Origin of the sequence: Schaalia turicensis ACS-279-V-Col4 (genome assembly GCF_000296505.1) — a bacterium.
Taxonomy (GTDB): Bacteria; Actinomycetota; Actinomycetes; order Actinomycetales; family Actinomycetaceae; genus Pauljensenia; species Pauljensenia turicensis_A.
Genome location: NZ_JH815208.1, coordinates 190,158 through 210,560, shown reverse-complemented (window position 1 = coordinate 210,560; position 20,403 = coordinate 190,158). Strand labels below are relative to the sequence as shown.

16 protein-coding genes are annotated in these 20,403 nt (G+C 58.3%); 4 read left to right on the top strand and 12 right to left on the bottom strand.

Going from position 1 to position 20,403, the window contains the following annotated elements:
* Positions 1-340: 340 nt before the first annotated feature.
* Both HMPREF9241_RS00955 and recR read left to right on the top strand, forming a co-directional pair.
* Complete coding sequence (locus HMPREF9241_RS00955; RefSeq protein WP_006680399.1) at positions 341-3,196, top strand: DNA polymerase III subunit gamma and tau; 2,856 nt, start codon at positions 341-343, stop codon at positions 3,194-3,196.
* 2 nt (positions 3,197-3,198) lie between these two features.
* On the top strand, positions 3,199-3,795 hold the full coding sequence (recR, locus tag HMPREF9241_RS00950) for a recombination mediator RecR (protein WP_006680398.1): 597 nt from the start codon (positions 3,199-3,201) through the stop codon (positions 3,793-3,795).
* Between the two features lie 61 nt (positions 3,796-3,856).
* Here recR and HMPREF9241_RS00945 read toward each other — a convergent pair whose 3' ends face one another.
* The 5 genes from HMPREF9241_RS00945 to ptsP all read right to left on the bottom strand — a co-directional run bounded on the left by HMPREF9241_RS00945 (position 3,857) and on the right by ptsP (position 9,348).
* A complete protein-coding gene (locus HMPREF9241_RS00945) occupies positions 3,857-4,234 on the bottom strand; it encodes a TM2 domain-containing protein (RefSeq protein WP_083856915.1) in 378 nt (125 codons plus the stop codon).
* 344 nt (positions 4,235-4,578) lie between these two features.
* The gene (locus HMPREF9241_RS00940) at positions 4,579-5,379 is read right to left on the bottom strand and encodes an ABC transporter ATP-binding protein (RefSeq protein ID WP_006680396.1); all 801 of its coding nucleotides are present in this window, start codon (positions 5,377-5,379) and stop codon (positions 4,579-4,581) included.
* Positions 5,379-6,326, bottom strand: a complete 948-nt coding sequence (locus HMPREF9241_RS00935; RefSeq protein WP_006680395.1) for an ABC transporter permease — start codon at positions 6,324-6,326, stop codon at positions 5,379-5,381. The genes HMPREF9241_RS00940 and HMPREF9241_RS00935 overlap by 1 nt, the downstream gene beginning before the upstream one ends.
* 98 nt (positions 6,327-6,424) lie before the next feature.
* Positions 6,425-7,423 carry an ABC transporter substrate-binding protein gene (locus HMPREF9241_RS00930; protein WP_006680394.1) on the bottom strand — a complete coding sequence of 333 codons (999 nt, stop codon included), beginning with the start codon at positions 7,421-7,423 and terminating at the stop codon, positions 6,425-6,427.
* A 230-nt stretch (positions 7,424-7,653) separates the two neighbouring features.
* Complete coding sequence (ptsP, locus tag HMPREF9241_RS00925; RefSeq protein ID WP_006680393.1) at positions 7,654-9,348, bottom strand: phosphoenolpyruvate--protein phosphotransferase; 1,695 nt, start codon at positions 9,346-9,348, stop codon at positions 7,654-7,656.
* A 238-nt stretch (positions 9,349-9,586) separates the two neighbouring features.
* Here ptsP and HMPREF9241_RS00920 point away from each other — a divergent pair, with 238 nt between their 5' ends.
* The gene (locus tag HMPREF9241_RS00920; protein ID WP_006680392.1) at positions 9,587-10,903 is read left to right on the top strand and encodes an aspartate kinase; all 1,317 of its coding nucleotides are present in this window, start codon (positions 9,587-9,589) and stop codon (positions 10,901-10,903) included.
* A 154-nt stretch (positions 10,904-11,057) separates the two neighbouring features.
* On the top strand, positions 11,058-12,107 hold the full coding sequence (locus HMPREF9241_RS00915) for an aspartate-semialdehyde dehydrogenase (RefSeq protein ID WP_006680391.1): 1,050 nt from the start codon (positions 11,058-11,060) through the stop codon (positions 12,105-12,107).
* Between the two features lie 66 nt (positions 12,108-12,173).
* Here HMPREF9241_RS00915 and HMPREF9241_RS00910 read toward each other — a convergent pair whose 3' ends face one another.
* The 7 genes from HMPREF9241_RS00910 to HMPREF9241_RS00880 all read right to left on the bottom strand — a co-directional run bounded on the left by HMPREF9241_RS00910 (position 12,174) and on the right by HMPREF9241_RS00880 (position 20,352).
* Positions 12,174-13,286: an ABC transporter ATP-binding protein gene (locus HMPREF9241_RS00910; RefSeq protein WP_006680390.1), complete on the bottom strand. Its 1,113-nt coding sequence runs from the start codon at positions 13,284-13,286 to the stop codon at positions 12,174-12,176.
* Entirely contained in the window at positions 13,283-15,778 is a 2,496-nt protein-coding gene (locus tag HMPREF9241_RS00905) for a substrate-binding domain-containing protein (RefSeq protein WP_207326457.1), read from the bottom strand. The genes HMPREF9241_RS00910 and HMPREF9241_RS00905 overlap by 4 nt, the downstream gene beginning before the upstream one ends.
* Positions 15,779-15,911: 133 nt before the next feature.
* Complete coding sequence (locus HMPREF9241_RS00900) at positions 15,912-17,291, bottom strand: MFS transporter (protein WP_006680388.1); 1,380 nt, start codon at positions 17,289-17,291, stop codon at positions 15,912-15,914.
* A gap of 213 nt (positions 17,292-17,504) precedes the next feature.
* Positions 17,505-18,197, bottom strand: a complete 693-nt coding sequence (locus HMPREF9241_RS00895) for a response regulator transcription factor (RefSeq protein WP_006680387.1) — start codon at positions 18,195-18,197, stop codon at positions 17,505-17,507.
* On the bottom strand, positions 18,197-19,021 hold the full coding sequence (locus tag HMPREF9241_RS00890; protein ID WP_131367588.1) for a sensor histidine kinase: 825 nt from the start codon (positions 19,019-19,021) through the stop codon (positions 18,197-18,199). Before HMPREF9241_RS00890 ends, HMPREF9241_RS00895 begins: the two co-directional genes overlap by 1 nt.
* A gap of 61 nt (positions 19,022-19,082) precedes the next feature.
* Positions 19,083-19,445 carry a thioredoxin gene (gene trxA, locus HMPREF9241_RS00885; RefSeq protein ID WP_006680385.1) on the bottom strand — a complete coding sequence of 121 codons (363 nt, stop codon included), beginning with the start codon at positions 19,443-19,445 and terminating at the stop codon, positions 19,083-19,085.
* A 220-nt stretch (positions 19,446-19,665) separates the two neighbouring features.
* On the bottom strand, positions 19,666-20,352 hold the full coding sequence (locus HMPREF9241_RS00880) for a TetR/AcrR family transcriptional regulator (protein ID WP_040318330.1): 687 nt from the start codon (positions 20,350-20,352) through the stop codon (positions 19,666-19,668).
* Positions 20,353-20,403 lie beyond the last annotated feature (51 nt).

The following is a 20,403-nucleotide window of genomic DNA, read 5'->3' as shown; positions in this document are numbered from 1 at the left end:
GGAACGTGAATCGTCCGAGGGGTCATTGCTTGGGTTGTGTATTCCCATGCCCGTGGAACCCTCGGTTCGAGGGAGCTGTGAGGGAATCCAGAGTCAATTTCGTCTTTCCAGCGTTCGATGTCTCCGTCGTGCGGTTGCGTTTATGGGCTAGTGGCGAGTCGGAAAAGCGAAGGGGGAGCACCGAAATCTGATTATTCTCACGTTCGTTGAATAAACGGGATCTGAACACCGACTTTTCCTTGCTATTGAGGCGATAATGACGGTGAATATGGGGGAGTGGTTCTTCCCATTTTTCTGCCATGCAAACGCATTTCTACATGGGTACACGTAGGGTTGGACTGTGACCACAGCTCTGTATCGTCGTTATCGTCCAGACACATTCGCTTCCGTCATCGGTCAAGACCATGTGACGGGGCCACTTCGTGCTGCTCTGCGTGCAAACAAAGTGACCCACGCATACCTGTTCTCGGGTCCGCGCGGGTGTGGAAAGACCACGTCAGCGCGTATTCTGGCCCGCTGTCTGAACTGTGAGCAAGGACCGACTGATACTCCGTGTGGAACCTGCCCGTCGTGCGTGGAACTGGCCACCGGTGGTTCGGGGTCGCTCGACGTTGTCGAAATCGACGCAGCCAGCCACGGTGGCGTTGATGATGCGCGTGACCTGCGTGAGCGCGCCACCTTCGCGCCCGTGCGTGATCGCTACAAGATCTTCATCATTGACGAAGCCCACATGGTCACAAATCAGGGCTTTAACGCGCTGCTGAAGCTGGTGGAAGAACCCCCAGAGCACGTGAAGTTTGTCTTCGCAACGACAGAACCAGAGCGCGTGATCGGAACGATTCGTTCTCGTACCCATCACTACCCGTTCCGTCTGGTTCCGCCAGATGTGTTGGAACCCTACCTGCAGCAGTTGGCGGACGAAGAACACGTCAACATTGGCTCCGGTGTTCTGCCACTGGTCATGCGCGCCGGTGGCGGTTCAGTGCGTGACACTCTTTCCGTTCTTGATCAGTTGATGGCAGGCTCCATCGACTCGGCTGTCACGTATGAAACCGCTGTTTCGCTGCTGGGATACACGGACTCTGCTCTTCTTGACGAGATCGTTGATGGCCTCGCTGGTGGCGACGGTGCGGCGGCTTACCGCGTTATTGAACGCATGGTGGATTCTGGTCATGATCCGCGTCGCTTCGTTGAAGACTTCCTTCAAACACTGCGTGACCTGCTGATTATCGCGGTCGCAGGTGACGGCGCAGGCGATGTCCTGACATCCATCCCTGCTGAGCGCCTCGATCGTATGCGCCATCAGGCAGTGAATTGGGGTCCGCGTCCGCTGTCTCGCGCAGCTGATCTGACCGATGAGGCACTTCGTTCCATGACCGGTGCAACATCACCGCGCCTCCAGCTTGAGCTTCTTATTGGGCGCATTCTTGTGCCGACACCTTCTGGCCAGGCCGTTGTAGATATGCCACTTCCCGGCACGGTTGGCATGCCCGGTGGGGGTGCTCCAAGGGAACATCACGGTGCTGATTATGCTGGAAATAAGCCGATTGGTGCCGCCCCTTCAGCTTCTGGCCCCCAGGCGGCTCGCGCTGCGTTGGCGCAGACAGCCCAACGCGCTTCGCGCCCTGATTCGAACCAGCAGAACCAGCCGGCGGATCTGACACCACGTGCCCAAGCTCCTTCGTCTCCACATCGTGATGGGGAATCGGTTCCCGATGCTCCTACCCCAATGCCTCAGCAGGGGTCCTCGTGGCCCGATGTGGCTGTGACCCCTTCATCCTCGTGGGATGACTCGCCGGTCGCCCAGTCCCAGAACAGTGCTCCCGCTGTTGAAACTGAAGAGCCCGCGCCTGCGCCAAAGGCGGAGCCCCGTTCGGTGGACGCGGCCTCGTCAACTGAAGCACCAGCTCGCCAGACACCACGTCAGAACGGCGGGAAGCAGGCGGACATCGTTCGAGCTCGATGGAATGAAGTGCTTGACCGTCTGGCCTCGATGAGCCGCGTCGCATGGTCGCTGATCAACACGAACGCGCAGTTGGGTGCGATCGATGGGTCGAACCTTGTGCTGGTGTTCCCCTCCGAAGGAATCATGGCGAACTTTGAACGCGGTGGCAGGCATCAGATCGTCTCCGACGCGATCTACGAGGTCACTGGTCTGCGCTATGAACTCAGCGCACAGGTGGGACAAGCATCGGGAGGGCCGGCAGTAACGGCACCTTCGGCACCTGCATCACACCATGCATATTCCGATCCGGCTCACGCCGATCACTCCTATTCAGGTCAGACACCGAACATCCCACTCAACAACAACGCGAACCGAGATGGACGGCCCGATGCTGGATGGGTTTCGGAGCCGCCCCCTTTTGAGCACCGCGTTGTCCAGGCTCCTGACGTCGGTTCACAGGCCCTGGGCGATCCAGCGCCACGTGTTGCCCCCGATTCAGCCCCACACGTCGGCTCTGATCCGGTAGCGTCGGATGACCCGTGGGGTGAAGTAGTTATTCGCACTCCGCACGAAGACGTTGAAGAGCCAGCCCAAGCGCGTGAACCTGAACCGCAGGACGGTCTGAGCGAATCACAACAGGTGCACAACGGCCCGCAACCTCGCCGTGATGACGCTTGGTCAGCTGGGGCTGACTCTGCTTCAACGTGCGTGGATGCGGATCCCGCTTGGCCGCTTGCGGATTCCAGCCCGGGTTTTAAGGTTCACTCGGATTCGTCGGCAGTATCCGATGATCGCCCCTCCGATAGCCACGGCGACGAGCAGGCAGATTCTGAGTCTTTAGCTCAGGCAGAACCGGTGCCTACCGGGGGGCCGGTACGCCGTGCCATGAGCGTCTTCACCTACGACGATTTTGACCCGCAAAATACGAGCGATAATCAGCAGACAACGCCCGGTGGCTGGGCGGATGCTCCCGTTGCTCAGACGAACTCGGTGAGCTTTGAAGACTCAGATGATACGGCTCAATCTGCAGGTGACGCCTGGGCTAACGGTGACAACAACGCTGGTAGCGATGCCCATAATGATGGGCCTATCGATGACGATCAGGATTCCGCTCCGCTCGACATGGGTGAAGACCTGCCCTCAATGGATGACGAAGATATTGAAACCACAACCATGGTTGGCCTCCCCGTTGTCCTCGACGTCCTCGGTGGCAAGATCATTGAAACAATCCCGAACGGAAGTGAACGTTGACCATGTACGAAGGTGCTCTTCAAGATTTGATTGATGAGTTCGGTCAGCTTCCCGGAATCGGACCGAAGTCTGCACAACGCATGGCCATGCACATATTGGATGCGGAACCAGATGACGTTGCTCGACTCGTCGATGCTATTCAGGCGGTGCGGAAAAAGGTTCACCACTGCTCGGTGTGCGCGAACCTGACAGAAGAAGAAACCTGTTCTATCTGCAGAGACGTCCGGCGTGACCCCACAATGATCTGCGTCGTCGAAGAACCGAAAGACATCCAAGCGATCGAAGCGTCACGGGTATTCCGCGGACGCTACCACGTGCTCGGCGGGGTCATCGACCCGATCCGTGGCATCGGCCCCGAGCAACTCCGCATCCGTCAACTGCTGTCGCGTCTTGAAGACGATCAGATTACCGAGGTCATTATCGCGACCAACCCGAATGTCGAAGGCGACGCAACCGCTGCGTTCATCGTCAGAATGTTGAAGAGCATCGGCGTTTCAACATCGCGTCTTGCCATGGGCTTGCCAATGGGTGGCGACCTTGAATACGCCGACTCGAAGACTCTGGGTCGGGCCCTTGAAGGACGAACCGCCCTGGGTTGACAGTGCCATCCCAGAGCGGTGCGGTGTGTTCGGACTGCAAGTCCGACACAGACGAAGAAACTTAGTCGGTGAGCTCAATGCCGTTGCCGTCGCGGTGCCACTCGCTACCCGGAGCGGACACCAGAATGAGGATGCCTTCAATGAAGCCCCACAGCGAAGCAACACCGAAGGTGAAGATCGTCAGAACCAGCTGAATGACAGCGCGGGTGGTGCGACCAAGGTAAAAGTTGTGGATGCCAAAACCTCCAAGGAAGATGCCCAGGATACCAGCGATAATCTTCGACTTCTGCTGGTAGCCCGCCGGGCCGGAGGGTGCGAATGTAGGCTGGCCGTAAGGCTGTCCCTGCTGGGCGTAAGCTTGCTCTTGGTTGGTGTACTGCGGGTCTGATTGGCCGTTGAACTGCGGAGTCGGCGTTGTCATCGTATGAACTCGTTTCATTGTGAGAACGTTTACGCCACTAAGGTACTGAATACTTACTACGGACACAAGGAAATGTCACGACCTAGACCATGTGTGCAGTGAATGATCACAGGGAACCCACAGCAGGCGAGCGGGACAGATAGTGAGCTAGCGAAACAATCTGGGCATGAGTCCAGCATCTGAATCGTCATGTGTTCGCTCTGATGGCACGCTCGCTCGCATCCTTGGCGTGGATGAAGAGTCTTCGCTTGCCGTCTGCCGTTGTCGCCTAGTGGTTTAACCGTGAAAAGCAGTGTTGGGGGAGTACATCATTGACGTGCTCCCCCAACACTGTTGGTAACGCTTCAGTGCGTCACCGGGTGCTAGGCCAAGAGAGTGCGGTCAGAGAGTCCCTCTCCATCTTTGCCTCGCAGCTTATCGAACTCCGCAAGAAGGGAATCGACAGTTGCATTCTTCTTTTCTTCACCCGCCAACTCGAACATGATGCGACCTTCGTGCATCATGATCAGGCGGTTGCCCATGGAGAGTGCCTGCTCCATGTTGTGCGTGACCATCAGCGTCGTCAGATTCTTCGACGCGACAGCATCTCGGGTCAGCTCGGTAATCAGAGCAGCACGCTTCGGGTCAAGAGCGGCGGTGTGTTCATCAAGAAGCAGGACGCGCGGGTTAGAGAAGGTCGCCATCGTCAGTGACAGAGCCTGACGTTGGCCACCGGACAGCAGACCAACCTTGGCAGTCAGACGATTCTCGAGGCCCTGTTCGAGAGGTGCCAGAATGTCTCGGAATATGGCGCGCTTCTTCGCTGTCAGAGCAGGCCCCAGGGTTCGGCGGTTGCCTCGTGACCATGCGAGCGCAAGATTCTCTTCGATCGAAAGGTGGGGCGCGGTGCCAGCCATCGGATCCTGGAAGACACGCGAAACGTAGCGCGCAACCGCATAATCCGGAAGCTTCGTGATGTCCGTATCATCGATTGTCACGCGTCCCACGTCAGCCTGGTAACGGCCAGAAATAACATTCAGCAGTGTCGACTTGCCGGCGCCGTTTGAGCCGATGATCGTGACGAAGTCACCCTCGTCAAGGTGGAGTGAAATATCGCGAAGTGCCACGCGCTCGTTGACGGTACCGCGGAAGAATGTCTTAGTGACGGCTTCGATATCAAGCATCAGAGCACCACCTTTTCGTTGTCGCGCTCTTCAGGCGTGTGCGTAATGTCAGGTTCGGGAACCAGTGTGTGGGCGCGACGGCGCTCGCGGATCTTCGAGAAGAAACCGACGCGAGGAATCATCAGGGCGAGGAACACGATGATTGCGCTGATCAGCTTCATGTCATTCGCTTCAAGGAACTCGATGCCGAGGGCAAGCTGGATGATGACGCGGTAGACGATCGAGCCGATCACGACGAACAGCGAGGTCATCCACATGCCACGCGACCCGATCAGTGCGGTACCGATAATGACCGATGCCAGGCCGGCAACAATCAAACCGATGCCCATCGAAATGTCGGCGTAGCCCTGGTACTGAGCGACAAGAGCGCCAGAGGCGGCAACGAGGCCATTTGAAAGGGCAAGGCCGATAATCTTCATCGTTCCTGTGGGAACACCCTGGGCGCGAGCCATACCTTCGTTGTCACCGGTCGAGCGCATGCCAAGACCGATCTGGGTGGACAAGAACCAGTTGAAGGCGGTGGTGACGACGCCGATCAAGACGGCGAAGATAACGACGGATGCCCACGATCCGTTCAGGCCCGCCTCGCGCAGGGGAGTGAGGACAGTTTCTACACCACGAAGAAGCGGAACATTTGCTTTGCCGAGAATACGCAGATTGATCGAGTACAGGCCGATCTGCGTCAAAATTCCGGCAAGCAGGGGGTGGATGCCTGCTTTGACGTGAAGGAAACCGGTAATTGAGCCCGCAATACAACCGGCAAAGAAGCCGGCGATCGAGGCAAGCCACGGGTTCTGGCCGGCGGTGATCATGATTGCTGCAACCGCTGCGCCCGTTGTAAAGGATGAGTCGACGGTGAGGTCAGCGATATCGAGTACTCGGAATGTCAGGTACACGCCGAGTGCCATGAGGCCGTAGATCAGGCCAAGGTCGAGAGCTGTAAGCACTGGTTTTCCTTTTCAGGGTTTGTTTTCACGCGCAGGTGCTCAGGAACATTGGTTGTTCACTGAGCACCTGCGCGTGGGTTGCGCGTCAGCGCGTTGAGTTATTCTCCGACCAGGACGGCGGTGTCCTTGAGAGCATCCGGAAGAGTCAAACCGATTGCTTCAAGTGTCGTCTTATTGACGGTCAGTTCGTATTCGGTCTGGGATTCGACAGGCATGGTGGCAGGATCGGCGCCTTCGGTGAGGATCTTGATTGCCATCTGGCCGGTCTGGTAGCCGAGTGCGTTGTAGTCGATGCCGTATGTGGCAAGCGCGCCCTTAGCAACGGAATCAGCTTCGCCTGCGATCAACGGAATCTTTGCGTCTTCAGCTGCCTGGAGGACAGAAGCGAATGCAGAGACGACGGTGTTATCGGTCGGGACGTAGATAGCGTCGACCGTGCCTGCCAGATCCTGGGCTGCCTGCTGAACTTCGGCGGAGTTCGTGATGGTCGTTTCCTTCACGGAAAGGCCTTCGGATTCGGCTATCGTCTTGGCAAGCTTCACCTGGACTTCGGAGTTCACTTCACCGGACGAGTAGATGATGCCGATGCTCTTCGCTCCGGGTGTGAACTGCTTGACCAGCTTGATCTGCTCTTCGACCGGGTTCATGTCGGTGGTGCCCGTTAGGTTCGAGCCAGGGGCGTCGAGCGAGTCTACGAGCTGAGCAGAAACCGGGTCGGTGACGGATGTGAACAGGACGGGAGTGTCAACGATGGATTGCGCAATTGCCTGAGCTGAAGGGGTTGCGATAGCCAGGATCAGGTCGTGATCTGCTTCTGCGAACTTCGCTGCGATCGAAGTTGCGGTTGCCTGATCACCCTGGGCGTTCTGTTCGTCGAACTTCACGTTCAAGCCAGCGTCGGTAAACGCCTGCTTAAAGCCTTCACGTGCAGCATCGAGCGAGGTGTGAGTGGTGATCTGGCTGATGCCGATTGAGTATTCCTCAGACGCACCGGCTGTTCCCGATTCGGATCTGGTCGATGCTGAGCCGGAGCATCCAGCAAGGACAAGGGCGAGCGCTGCGCCAGTGACGGCACTGATCTGCGCGGTGCGTTTCATGATGAACTCCACGTGTTGACGTTTACGGTTGGAGGGTCAGCCGGGCTGACCTTCTTCCATGACGCTAACGAGTGAAGTGGTTTTCAGGGAGTGGGTGTTCAGTGGGTGAACATAGAGCGGTCGAAAATATCTCAGAATATGAAACCGGCTGCTCTGTTTTCAGCATGCTGATTCTTAGTCGAAACAAAAACGGCTAAAAATCAGGCAAAAACGGTGCTCAATGAAAGAACTCACTCAATTCCAAGAGCTTGGCGCGCGCGATAGCGCCCATCGCCACCATCGAAGGCGCCGACAAGCGCATCGGCGGCTGCGCGACACTGCTCAAGAGAAACCTGACCAAGCTGGGCGCCCACACCGGAAATCGCACTTGATGCCATCGACAGCGATGTCACACCCATGCCCACAAGCACGCACGCAAGAAGCGGATCGGCGGCTGCTTCACCACACACGCCAACGGGCTTGCCCAACCGCAGGCCAGCTTTGACGACCTTACGGATCAGCGCAAGCGGTGCGGGCTGCCACGGATCGGAGTACTCCGCCAGGTTTGCTGACAGACGGTCAGCGGCCATCGTGTACTGGGTCAAGTCATTCGTACCGATAGAAACAAAGTCCACGTACTCCATGATCTGGTCGATCAGGATCGCGGTCGCGGGAACCTCGACCATCACGCCAGCCTTCAAAGACACGCCAAAAACGTCGTTGCGTTCATTAATCAACCCGGCAAACCAGCGTGCTTCAGCGGCAGTAGCGATCATCGGTGCCATCACCCACACGTCGGTGTCGGGGGCAGTCATGGCTGCGACGGCAATCGCGTCCAGCTGATTAGCCAGAACATTCGGGTGAATGCCGTTAATCCGGATACCGCGAACACCCAGCGCAGGGTTCGGCTCATCACGTAGCGTCGCGTAGGCAACGGGCTTGTCAGATCCTGCATCCAGAGTGCGAACCACAACCTTCGAGCCGCTCCATGCCAGCAGTGCCTGAGAATAGGAGCGCGCTTGCTCTTCGACGCTGGGCTCAGTCGGGTGGTCAAGGAATGCCAGCTCGGTGCGCATCAAACCGACGCCCTCAGCGAAGCCGGACTCGTGAGCCGAAGTAGCGCTGGGCCCGTCCTGAACGTTCGCCAACAGTTGGACATGCACCCCATCCGAGGTCTGCGCGGGACCCGTCCATGAACGAATCAGTTCCAGTCGCGCTGCATCAGCCCGGACCTTTTCGAGTGCCACGGCCTCGTCGATTCCGGTTGTGATCGCACCCGTCCCACCGTCGACCAAGACGGGCACCTCCGAAGCGATCTGGTCCACCTGGCGTGCTGCCACGATGCACGGAATCGCCAGCTGACGCGAAATGATCGACGTGTGCGAGGTCGGACCACCTAACTGAGTCACGATCGCGACGCACACATTCGTGTCCAAGCTTGCGGTGTCAGCGGGCGACAGATCATCCGCCAACAGGACAAACGGGCAATCGCAGTCCGGAATACCCGGTTCAGGCACGCCCTGAAGGTGCGCGATCACGCGGTCACGAACGTCGCGCAAGTCGGTCGTGCGCTCCGCCATCACACCGCCGGCAGTCTCGAACATGACGACGAACCGCTCGGTCGCCTTCATCACCGCCTGAATCGCGGGGATGCCGTCGCGGATGCGCTTCGACACGTCCTTCGTCCACGCGCGGTCAGTGGCCAGCGACGAGGTCACGATCAGAACGTCAGCCGCTTGTCCGGTGGTTTTCGAAGCACGATTCATGAGCGAGTCAGCCACGGCATTTGCACAATCAAGGAAGCGACTTACTTCGGCTTCGCGGACATCCTCCGGCAAAGCAGGAGCCGACTCAGGCGGAAGTTCAGGCCTGCGCACCCAGAGTGCCGGGGCGTAGGCAACACCTTGAACAACAGGAGTTCCATAGATTGTGATCGGGTCAGCCATGCGAGCCTCCTTGCTCAACGGGTCACGTGCTGTGACCAGCATAAAAGCTGACTTGGACTCAAGCGATTGTCAACCCTGAGCCTGCACAAGTGACCTAGAAGAGCCCTGATTGATGTTTCGTTTGTCCGCCTATTGTGTTTCCTTTGCCCGTATGGCGGTCGCACTCGAGCTAGATAGGGCGCATCTCTAGGATGAAAGGACGCACGAAGGTGCGTAGTAAAAGAAGAAATGGGGAATCGTGGCACTCATCGTGCAGAAGTACGGTGGCTCATCCGTCGCAGATGTTGAAGCGATGAAACGAGTCGCCCGCCGAGTCGTCGAAACTCACCAGGCAGGACACCAAGTCGTTGTCGTCGTATCCGCAATGGGCGACACTACCGACGACCTGCTCGACACAGCCGCGCAAATCACCCAGCACGCTCCCGAACGCGAGATGGACATTCTGCTGTCCGCCGGCGAGCGCATCTCCATGTCCCTGCTGTCCATGGCAGTCAACGAACTCGGCGTTCAAGCCCAGGCGTTCACCGGCGCTCAGGCCGGCATTAAAACGACTTCACACTATGGGCGTGCCCAGATCGTCGGTCTGGTAACCGAACGCATTGCCCGCACCGTCAAAGACGGCCACGTTGCCATCGTCGCAGGGTTCCAAGGAATCTCCGAAGATGACGACGTCACCACGCTGGGCCGTGGCGGATCGGATACGACCGCAGTCGCGCTCGCGGCAGCCCTGCACGCTGATGTCTGCGAAATTTACACCGACGTCGACGGCCTGTTCTCTGCAGATCCTCGTATTGTCCCCAAGGCGCACCGTCTGCGTCGCGTCACCCAGGAAGAAACCCTCGAACTCGCTGCGCACGGAGCAAAGATTCTGCACCTGCGCGCCGTCGAATTCGCGCGCCGCTACAAGGTGCCGCTCCACGTCCGCTCATCGTTCTCAGAAAAGAACGGCACCTGGATCTTCGACGGTCCAGCAAACCCAGAACTTAAGGGACTCGTTCCCTCAGCCGCACTTGTCGATCCGCAGGAGGACCCCATGGAACAGCCAATCATCTCCGGTATCGCCCACGACCGCTCCCAGGACAAGATCACCGTCACCAACCTGCCGAACACCCCCGGTATGGCAGCGCGCGTCTTCTCCATTTGCGCCGAGGTCGGCGCAAACGTCGACATGATCGTTCAGAACGTTCCAGTCTCTGACTCGACCCGCGCGAACGTGACCTTCACGCTTCCCGAAGGCGATGCGCAGCGCACGCTCAACGCTCTTGAAGCTGCGCGCGACGAAATCGGCTTCGACCAGTTGCGTTACAACCCGAACATCGGCAAGCTCTCGCTGGTCGGCGCGGGCATGCGCACCAACCCGGGCGTGTCCGCCAAGCTGTTCGAGGCCCTGTCTGATGCCGGCATCAACATCGAGATGATTTCGACTTCCGAAATTCGTATCTCCGTTGTCACCCGCCTCGACGATCTTGACCGCGCAGTCCAGGCCGTCCACACGGCATTCGGCCTTGACGCCACCGAATCTGAGGCAGTCGTCTACGGCGGCACCGGGCGCTGAAAGGCGCACCGATCGTCGCTTCGCCCCCCTATGGGGAATAGGAGAGAAACGCTAGGTGGCCTCGTCAGTTTAAAATCGCAGACTTCCGCGTGAAAACCACGCCGGATCCCTCGGTCGCCCCACCGTATGGGCGCCCACACCAAAGGAGAAAACAATGACCGGACTGAACGTCGCAGTCGTCGGAGCAACCGGACAGGTTGGCCGAGTCATGCGCACTCTGCTCGAAGAGCGCGACTTCCCCGTGAAGTCGATTCGCTTCTTCTCTTCTGCTCGCTCGGCGGGCACGACTCTGACTTTCAAGGGTGAAGAGATTACGGTCGAAGACGTCGCCACCGCGAACTACGACGGTATCGATATTGCTGTTTTCTCTGCGGGTGCCTCGGCCTCGCTTGAGTACGCGCCGAAGTTCGTTGCTGCCGGCGCGGTTGTTGTCGACAACTCTTCCGCATGGCGCAAGGACTCGGACGTGCCACTGGTCGTGTCTGAGGTCAACCCCGAAGACATCGAGAACCGTCCCAAGGGCATCATCGCGAACCCGAACTGCACGACCATGGCAGCTATGCCGGTCCTGCGCCCGTTGGTTGACAAGGCGGGTGGCCTGAAGCGCCTGTTCGTCTCGTCCTACCAGGCAGTCTCCGGTTCCGGCGTGAAGGGCGTCGAAGAACTCGTGCGCCAGAGTGAAGCCGGCGTCACTCAGAATCTTGCCGGTCTTGCACTGGATGGCCGCGCGGTCACTCTGCCCGATCCGCAGGTCTACGTCGCCCCGATCGCATTCGACGTTGTGGCTCTGGCCGGTTCGATCGTTGACGATGGATCGGAAGAGACCGATGAAGAGCAGAAACTCCGCAACGAGTCCCGCCGAATCCTACACATCCCGGACCTCAAGGTGTCGGGCACCTGCGTCCGCGTCCCCGTTTTCACCGGCCACACGCTTTCGATCCACGCCGAATTCTCCGGCGCTATCACCCCCGACGAGGCGCGTTCCGTTCTGGCAACCGCTGATGGTGTACGCATCGTCAACGTTCCGACTCCGCTTGAAGCTGCGGGGCGCGACGAGGTTCTGGTCGGTCGTATCCGCCAGGATCAGGCTGTCGATGACAACTGCGGTCTGGTTCTGGTCGTCGCCGGCGACAACCTGCGTAAGGGCGCTGCCCTCAACGCGATCCAGGTCGCCGAACTGGTGGCAGCTGAACTGCTTGCCTGACCAGGCGCATCAAGCCAAGCCTAGGGAAGGGGCGCTGGTGGGATGAAACCCCAGCGCCCCATTTCTTTACGCGACTTCGTTGTCCGCATCTGAGCTCGGAAGCACCCACCCCGACGTCACATCAAACTCAACCAGTGCACCGACTTCAAAGGGAATTGATGTGTCGGGCGTGCGGACAACCAACGTCCCGATCTCGGTTTCTACGTCATAGGACATATGGGATCTGACGAACGAAGCGGAAATGATTTGCCCGTGACGCCCGATCACCGAATACGGGGCACTGGGAGTCAAATGAATATTCTCGGGCGGAATGCTGATCTGAACGTCTCCCGGCTTCGTGTCGTGGGGAGCAGGAATCGAATAGGTCACAGTCCCACACGTCACCGTTGCCAGAAGAAGCGATGAATCGGGAGCCTCATCAACACTTTCGACCGTGCCCGACACGATGTTGGGGATGCCCATCAGGTGCGCAACTTCGATGGAACTCGGTTGCGCATACAGCATCCGCGCGGTGTCGATCTGCAGGCACCGCCCCGAATCCAACAGCATGATTCGATCGGCGACCAGACACGCTTCGGTCACATCGTGCGTCACGTAGAGAACTGCACTGCCCAAGCGTCGAACCTCGCGAATCAGGGAAGCTCGGATCGTTGACGCAACGGATGCGCCCACGTGCGCGAGGGGCTCATCCAACAGCAGGACGGAGGGTCGTCGCACAAGTGTCCGTGCCAGAGCGACGCGTTGAGCCTGACCGCCCGACAGCTGGTAGGGGTAGCGTGATGCTAGGCCGACGATACCCATGCGAACCATGATCGAATCGATCAAAGACTCGCGTTGAGCAGGGGGAACATTCGTACTATCCAGCGCGAAAGCAATGTTTTCGTGGACGTTCATATGATTGAACAACGAGGGCGTCTGAAAAAGTAGGCCGGTTGGGCGTTTTCCTGCGGGAAGAGTGGTGATGTCCGAGCCGTCAACGACGATGGAACCACTTCTGGCCGCTTCGATGCCCGCAAGGGTATGTAAGAGCGTTGTCTTGCCGCACCCCGATGGTCCAACGACAGCAAGGATCTCGGCCGGGGCAACGTCGAATGAAATGTCGCTCAGGATGCGTGAGCCACGGTGAACGTCCAGACCACAAACATGCAGTCCGGAGTTCATGTGAGTAGAGGTTGTCATAGGCCCTTCCTGACATATCCGGAGTGACGTGTCGTTGAGGTAATGAATGCGATGCCCAAACTAATCATGACGAGGGCAGATGATGCGGCGAGCGTGCCAAGAGCTAACACTGACCAGTGATCGCCGTGGATGCCAAGTGGAAGAAGCGCAACGGCTGGGAACGCGGAACCGACGGGGACAACGAACGCCGAGGGGGCGCTCATACACATGAGCAACCCGCTGAGTGCTGCAAACACACCGATCAGTCGACCTGCCAAGGCGGGAATCACCACTGTGAGAGTGGTGCGCGTAGTGCTTGCTCCCAGCTCTTCCGCGGTCCTCATCGCTTGGCGAACAGAGAGCAGTGAGAACGACATCAGGAAATATGAGGCCGGCAGGGCAAGAAGAAGATTGGTGAGAACCACCGTCAGCATGCCACCCGCAATCGAGCCGCCACCCAACAAACGTGGCAGGATCGTGTGGTCGCCGATTGATATCGGGTGTTGGAAAACTAAGTGAATCAGAATTCCGCCGGCAATGGGGGCGGACAACAAGGCAGTCAGGAACAGGGCGTTGATCGCGTGGGGGAATGCCCAGCGGTGCCTGGCAATCAAGAATCCTATTGCTGCGCTCAGCGGGACGATGCCCAGGATCAGCAGTGATTCTCTGACGGTCTGCCCCAAGAGTTCCGCAGATGCGGTGTGGATGAACCAATTGGACGCTCCGACGAGCATCACGATGATGATTCCTGCACTCATAATTACGAATATCAACGCGAAGGGGATGACGCTTGCGGATAGCGTCGGAAGGTATTCCTTCAGCGGGGTTGGGTACGTTGTCTGCCGGGCTGTGTAACGAGTCAGCGTCAAGCTACGCAAAACGATGAACGTGGTCGCGGACGCGACTCCAACGTAGATGAGTGCGATGTGAGTGGGGACGGAAGAATCGAGTCCTGAGTTCAACGCATTGAGCGCCAACACCGGTAGGTACGGTTCAGCCGACGCGTTCGTGCTTGTTGCTGACACGTCGGAAGCTGCCATGAATGTGGTGAACGCGAATGCGGGGATCAGGGCTGCTCGGATGCGTGGAGCAAGAAGCTTTTTAAAAATGTTTCGCTCGGGGCTCCCGAAAGTGACTGCTGTTTGGACTTCGCCGTGGTTGAAGGACGACAGGATGAAGCTCAGCATGAGGACAGCGAAGGGGCTTGCGTTGATGGCAAGCGCGACGACGATTGTTGCCTGCGAGTAGGGTGGGGCGCCCATCCAGATCAGTGCTTGAGCGATGACTGCCGGTGGGATCAGTGCAGGCAAGAGTGCTGGAAGAATCCAGATGAATGTTCGTCGGGAGCGCAGGTACAGGGGGAGTGCGATTGCGATTCCGAGGATTGTCGCGCCCAGTCCGGCTAACGTGCTGATTTTCAGCGTGCGAATGGCAGTGGGGACGAGGTCACTCCATGACAGTTCATCGGCTAGAGGTAAAGATTCAGTGTCTGACACGTGGTGGTTGGCGCGGGGCGCGCCAATGGGGGCGGGTGCGTCCTGGGTGGACGATGGAAGGTAGACGTCTTTCGTCCATCGCTTAATCAGGGTGGCGCGCTGAAGGGAGGCCGCGCTGGGATCATCGCCGAAGATTGATATTCCGAGTGTTTCAAGACGTCGTGAAATGTGTTCGGGGAGGCGCGTACTGACGGGGGATTGGTCTGCGACCTCGGCACCGAGCGCCTGTCCTTCGTCGCTGACAACCCACTGCAGGAACTTTTGTGCGTCCTCGGATTCGCGAGTGCGTCGGGGAAGAGATGCTGCTCCGATTTCGAAGCCGGTTCCGTCAAGTGGGTAGGTGACCATGACGTCGGCGCCATGGTGTGCTTCAAGGCGACAGTAGTTGTCGAAAGTGATGGATGCGGGTGAGCGTCCGATTGCGACAAGGTGTGCGGGGTCGGTTCCTGAGTTCACGTAGGTCAGGGTGTGAGCGTCGACTTGGCGCAGGAATTGGATTGCTTGCGAGGGACTGCCGAAGCGTTCTTTCTGCACGTTCAAGAATGTTGCTGCTGTTCCCGAGGTCAGGGGAGAAGGGACGATCAGGGGGAGGGAAGTTGATGACAGGTCCTGCCACCTTCGAAGACCTTCTGGGGAATGTGTGACCGTTCGTGACTGGCAGAAGGACAAGATGCCACCGTAAATCCCGAACCACGATCGAGAGTGGAAAGCATCGGGTAGCCCACTGGTGTCAACGTCCGGGGCAAGGCGAAGTAGTCCGAGGTTTTCGGCTTGGACGTGCGCTTCGGCTGGACCACCAACCCAGACGTCGAATTCTGAGTGGGCACGGGTTGATATCAGACGAGCAAGGGCTTCTGACGTTGGTACTCGTACGACGTCGACGCTTGTTTCTTCGCGTTGCTCGTAGCGCCTAGCTAGAGCTTCGCACACCGTTGACGTGTTGGAGCACAGGATTCTTAGGCCCGGCTTTGAGTCTGCGAAAAGAAGAAAGAGTGGCGAGATGCTGATGATCCCCACGACCGCCACCGCGATCAGTGAACTGAGGCGGCTTTGGCGTAGGGATTTCATAGGAACCAGACTAGTGCGAGGATGCAGTATCGCCGGCGACCAAGATTGGGAAGTCGCCGGCGATACACATCGGGGAAGAAGGTCACTTATTGGCTACGTGACGCTTCATGAGGGCTCGTTCCTCCTTGCCGACGATCATCATCAGGATGACGGCGACGACGGCAACGACAATAAGGAAGCCGTAGGCGATGTTCCAGCCGAAGTTGTGGATCAGCAGACCAACGCCGGACGATGCCAGGGTTGCGCCGAGCAGGTATCCGAAGAGGCCGGTGAAGCCAGCTGCGGTGCCCGCAACATTCGTGGGTGAAAGGTCGATTGCTTGAAGACCGATCAGCATGACCGGGCCGTAGATCAGGCCACCGATGACGGCGATGAGCAGGTAGAAGACCCAGATGGGGGCGCTGTGAGGCATGAGCCAGTAGGCGAGAAGAGAAATGCCAACGCCTGCCAGGAAGAGGATGCCTGCGCCTGAACGCCAGCCCTTGAAGATCTTGTCGGAAACCCAGCCGCAGAGCAGGGTGCCGGCGATGCCGGCGCCTTCGTAGATTGCGAAGCCAAGGATGCCTTCCTTGACGTTGACGCCGTGAACCTGTTCGGTCAGGTAGATCGGGATCCAGTTGAGGACGCCGTAGCGGAGCGTATAGACGAAGACGTTGGTGACAGCCAGGAGGACGACGACGCGGTTGGTCAGGACGTGCTTGAACAGCATTTCCTTCCACGGCATATCCGAGGTTTCCTTCACCTTTGCCGGGTCGTTGCGGTATTCCTCGATCGGCGGCAGGCCGAGGGCTTCGGGGCGGTCGCGGACAAGGATCAGTGCAATGAGGGCGACGATGAGCGCTGCGATTGCCGGTGCCCAGAAGGCGGGACGCCAGTCAGCATCGGAGGTTGCGAAGGTGTCGAGTGCCCAAGCGGAGAGCAGGCCGACGCCCGCGCCACCAACGTTGTGTGCACAGTTCCAGATCGAGGTCATCCAGCCACGTTCGGTGGTGGAGAACCAGTGGACCAGGACGCGACCTGAGGGAGGCCAGCCCATGCCCTGGAACCAGCCGTTGATGAACATCATGATCGCGAAGAGGCCGACTGATGCGGAAAGAACGGGCACGAATGCGATCAGCAGGTTCATGATTGCCGAGAGTGCCAGGCCGATCGGCATGAAGTAGCGTGCGTTTGCGCGGTCGGACAGCATGGCCATAAAGAACTTCGACAGGCCGTATGCGAAGAGCACTGCATTGGCAACGATGCCGATGCCGGCAGCGTTCATGATGTCGTGTTCCTTTAGGATTGCCGACACTAGTGACACATTGTTACGGATCAGGTAGAAGCCGGCGTATCCGAGGAAGATTCCCATGAACACCTTGAAGCGCCATGAGCGGTACATCGAGTCGACGCGTTCGGGGCTGACGGGCGGTGCTGCCGGTGGCGCCGAAAGGAAACCCAAAGAGTTTGACTGGGAAGACAACAGTGTCTCCTTTAGTTGAAGAGTTAAGACTCAACGATTGTGTCTTCTGGTTGGTGACAATTCGGGCGGGTTTTGGTGGCGTTTGGAAACAGTGCTGTTACCAAAGTGGGCGGGCTACGTTCCAGAGTGTGCGGGCTAGGTGCGTGCGCGCAGTCTGGCGGACACAGTGGGGGCACGAGGCCCCTTATCAAGCGCGAGTGCTCAAAGTCAGCGTTATGAGGCCTCGATGACGAAACGGTAACCTCGTCCCCTGACCGACTGGATACACGAAGAGTCGATGCCCGCACGTTCTAGCTGACGGCGAAGGCGATACATCGTTGTTTTGATCATGTCGTGTGCGCCGACTTGGTCGGTTGTGGACCAGCCTTCGCTGAGGAGGTCTCGCCAGGGGATGTCCTGGTTTGGTCGCGAGGCTAGGATTGTCAGGACACGCTGTTCGGTAGGGCTGAGCGGAATGACGACTCCGTCCCAGGTTATGCGTTGCATATCAGCATCGATGGTGATGGGCCCGAGGTGCACGGATTCTTGTTGTCGTACAGGCTGGGTTCGCCTGACGATTGCTTGGGCGCGCAGTGCGAGCTCGCGGGGACTGAAGGGTTTGGTCACGTAGTCGTCGGCGCCTGCCTCGAGGCCAACGATACGGTCTTCTTCATCACCAAGGGCAGTAAGCAAAATGATCGGAACCGCCATGCCGGCGCCACGAATTCGTCGGGTCAGGTCAACGCCTGATCCGGTCGGCGTCATGACGTCAAGGACAACCAGATCAACACTGCGATCTTGAAGGTATTGCCAGGCTTTTGTGGTGTTGGGTTTCGTTTCGCACGTGAAGCCTTGGGTTTCCAGCGCGAAGGCGATGATTGAGAGCATCTGGGGTTCGTCGTCGACGATAAGCGCGTGCTGTCCCATCACTTCCCCTTCGGCAGTACAACGTGGATGACCGTGCCACACTCAGGCAACGAGTCCACCATAATTCTGCCACCGTGCGCCTCGATTATTCGTTGGGAGACCATCAGTCCGATTCCGGATCCCTGGCCATCGGTGGTTTCCGACGTGAAAGCGTCGAACATTTTTTCTTGGGTTTCAGGGGTAATTCCCGGGCCGGAGTCCTCGACGGTGATTTGTGCTCCGCCATCTTCGGTTGAGGCGACGCTGATCGTGATCGGCGAGGTGCCGTCTCCGTGGCGGAGTGAGTTGTTGATCAGGTTCCACATGACTTGCCGGAGCATGGAAGCGTTCGCGTGGATGTTGAGGACTCCCCCGACCGCGTTCACATGGATGGGGATGTCGGTGATGCGTCGCATTTCTCGTGCGGTTGAGGCAACGATGTCTCTCACGTCGACGAGCTCGGTTGACAGTGTTCCGCCACGTGAGAGTTTGAGGTCGGTGATGATTGACTCGGTCAGGTCGATGACCTGCTGAGTGTTCGTTGTCATAGTGCGAACGAAGTGGTGTTGCTGTTCGTTCAGGTCGCCAGCAAGACCTTCTTCGAGCAGTTCGCCGGCTCCGCGGATGAGTGCCAGCGGAGTACGGATTTCGTGGGCGATGATGGCGGGCCGGTATCTCAGCAGATCGTCGCCTGTTTCGTCATCGTGATTCTTCTTTTTCAGCAGGATGGCACCCCGCGTTTTTTCACCGTTGTGCGCCCGTGAAATGACGTAAATCAGGGTGATTGCGGTTGCAATAAACAAAAGCCACCCGACGATTGTGAAGATCATCGTCGGGTGGCTCATGGTCCAAGTGTGTCGCTAATAGTGCGACTTGCCAAACCTAGAAGGTGGGTTTTCTGCCGGGTTACTTCTGGGATTCGGCAATGGATGCGCGAACCTGATCCATGTCGAGGTCGCGGATCTGCTGGATCAGATCGTCGAGTGCAGCACCCGGAAGGGCGCCGGACTGACGGAAGACGGCGATGCCGTCGCGGAACGCCATGATCGTCGGGATGGACGAGATCTGAGCTGCGCGAGCAAGGTTCTGCTCTGCGTCGGTATCGACCTTGCCGAAGATGATGTCGGTGTGCTTGTTGGAGGCTTCTTCGTAGACCGGACCGAACTGGCGGCACGGGCCGCACCAAGTTGCCCAGAAGTCAACCAAGACGATGGCGTTTTCGGCGACGGTGGTTTCAAAGTTGTCGTTGTGAAGCGTGACGGTGGCCAATGCGGTCTCCTTATGTGCGGGGTTCGAGTGAACCCGAGGTGCGATTGTATGAGCGTGGTCTTTTGCTGGGAATCGCTTTGATTATTTCGTTGCGGTTTCCCGTTTCGTAGAGTTCAACGGCCTGAGTAGTGAATCTATTCCCTGCGATTGTTTGAGAGGTATGGTGTGCGTCGCACGTCTGTGACGGTAAGGCTGTTTCAGGGGGCCTCGTATCTGCGCGTCAGTGCGCGACCGGGCACCGCATAAAAGAGGCCTGGGTATTGTGCTCTTCGGCTTCGGCGCGCTTTTTCGGCGAGGGGAGTGCGTGGATTTTCTCCGACGAGGCTCCAACTGCGCGCAAGACGAACGCTTCCGATGCTACGCAGAGTGCGCGTCGCTTGTCGGGATCCGAGGGCAGGCGTTGCCCGGACAAGCAGGCGTGGATCAGCGCGACCAGAATGTGCGGGTCCTGCATGGGGATCGCTTCGCACTTCATTGCATCGATGAGGATGTTGAGAAGGAGGTTGCCGATCACGCCTGCATGCTCGTGAAGATGTTCGGACTTTTCCGTCGACATCTGATCGCGCAGGTGAACGCGACTTGCTAGGTGGTAGCGACTGGTCATCTCCAAGTGTGCGTGCACGTAGATGCGGAGGCGCTCAATCGGGTCGGGTTCTGTGTCGATTGATTCGTGAAGAAGTGCTGAGAATTCTGCGGTTGCCTCGTTCATGTAGGCAAGGAGCAGAACTTCTTTATCTTCGAAGTGGTTGTACACAGCGGTGCGTCCGACGTTGGCGCGTGACGCGATCTGCGACATGGTGATCGTGTCGAAAGACTGTTCGGCGAGGAGCCCTCCGAGCGCGTCGAAAAGCTTGTGGCGAGTCAGAGCGCGGTGGTTTTCTAGGGAGTCTCCGATGATCTTAGGCATAGGACTATTCTGACAGATGTACCCCATATGTCGCCAAATTATCTAGGTATT

Excerpts from the sequence above, each read along its gene's own strand:
- recR (WP_006680398.1), top strand. The coding sequence starts at position 3,199 with ATGTACGAAGGTGCTCTTCAAGATTTGATTGATGAGTTCGGTCAGCTT.
- HMPREF9241_RS00915 (WP_006680391.1), top strand. The coding sequence starts at position 11,058 with ATGACCGGACTGAACGTCGCAGTCGTCGGAGCAACCGGACAGGTTGGC.
- HMPREF9241_RS00895 (WP_006680387.1), bottom strand. The coding sequence starts at position 18,197 with ATGGGACAGCACGCGCTTATCGTCGACGACGAACCCCAGATGCTCTCA.
- HMPREF9241_RS00930 (WP_006680394.1), bottom strand. The coding sequence starts at position 7,423 with ATGAAACGCACCGCGCAGATCAGTGCCGTCACTGGCGCAGCGCTCGCC.
- ptsP (WP_006680393.1), bottom strand. The coding sequence starts at position 9,348 with ATGGCTGACCCGATCACAATCTATGGAACTCCTGTTGTTCAAGGTGTT.
- HMPREF9241_RS00910 (WP_006680390.1), bottom strand. The coding sequence starts at position 13,286 with ATGACAACCTCTACTCACATGAACTCCGGACTGCATGTTTGTGGTCTG.
- HMPREF9241_RS00945 (WP_083856915.1), bottom strand. The coding sequence starts at position 4,234 with ATGAAACGAGTTCATACGATGACAACGCCGACTCCGCAGTTCAACGGC.
- HMPREF9241_RS00880 (WP_040318330.1), bottom strand. The coding sequence starts at position 20,352 with ATGCCTAAGATCATCGGAGACTCCCTAGAAAACCACCGCGCTCTGACT.
- HMPREF9241_RS00940 (WP_006680396.1), bottom strand. The coding sequence starts at position 5,379 with ATGCTTGATATCGAAGCCGTCACTAAGACATTCTTCCGCGGTACCGTC.
- HMPREF9241_RS00890 (WP_131367588.1), bottom strand. The coding sequence starts at position 19,021 with ATGAGCCACCCGACGATGATCTTCACAATCGTCGGGTGGCTTTTGTTT.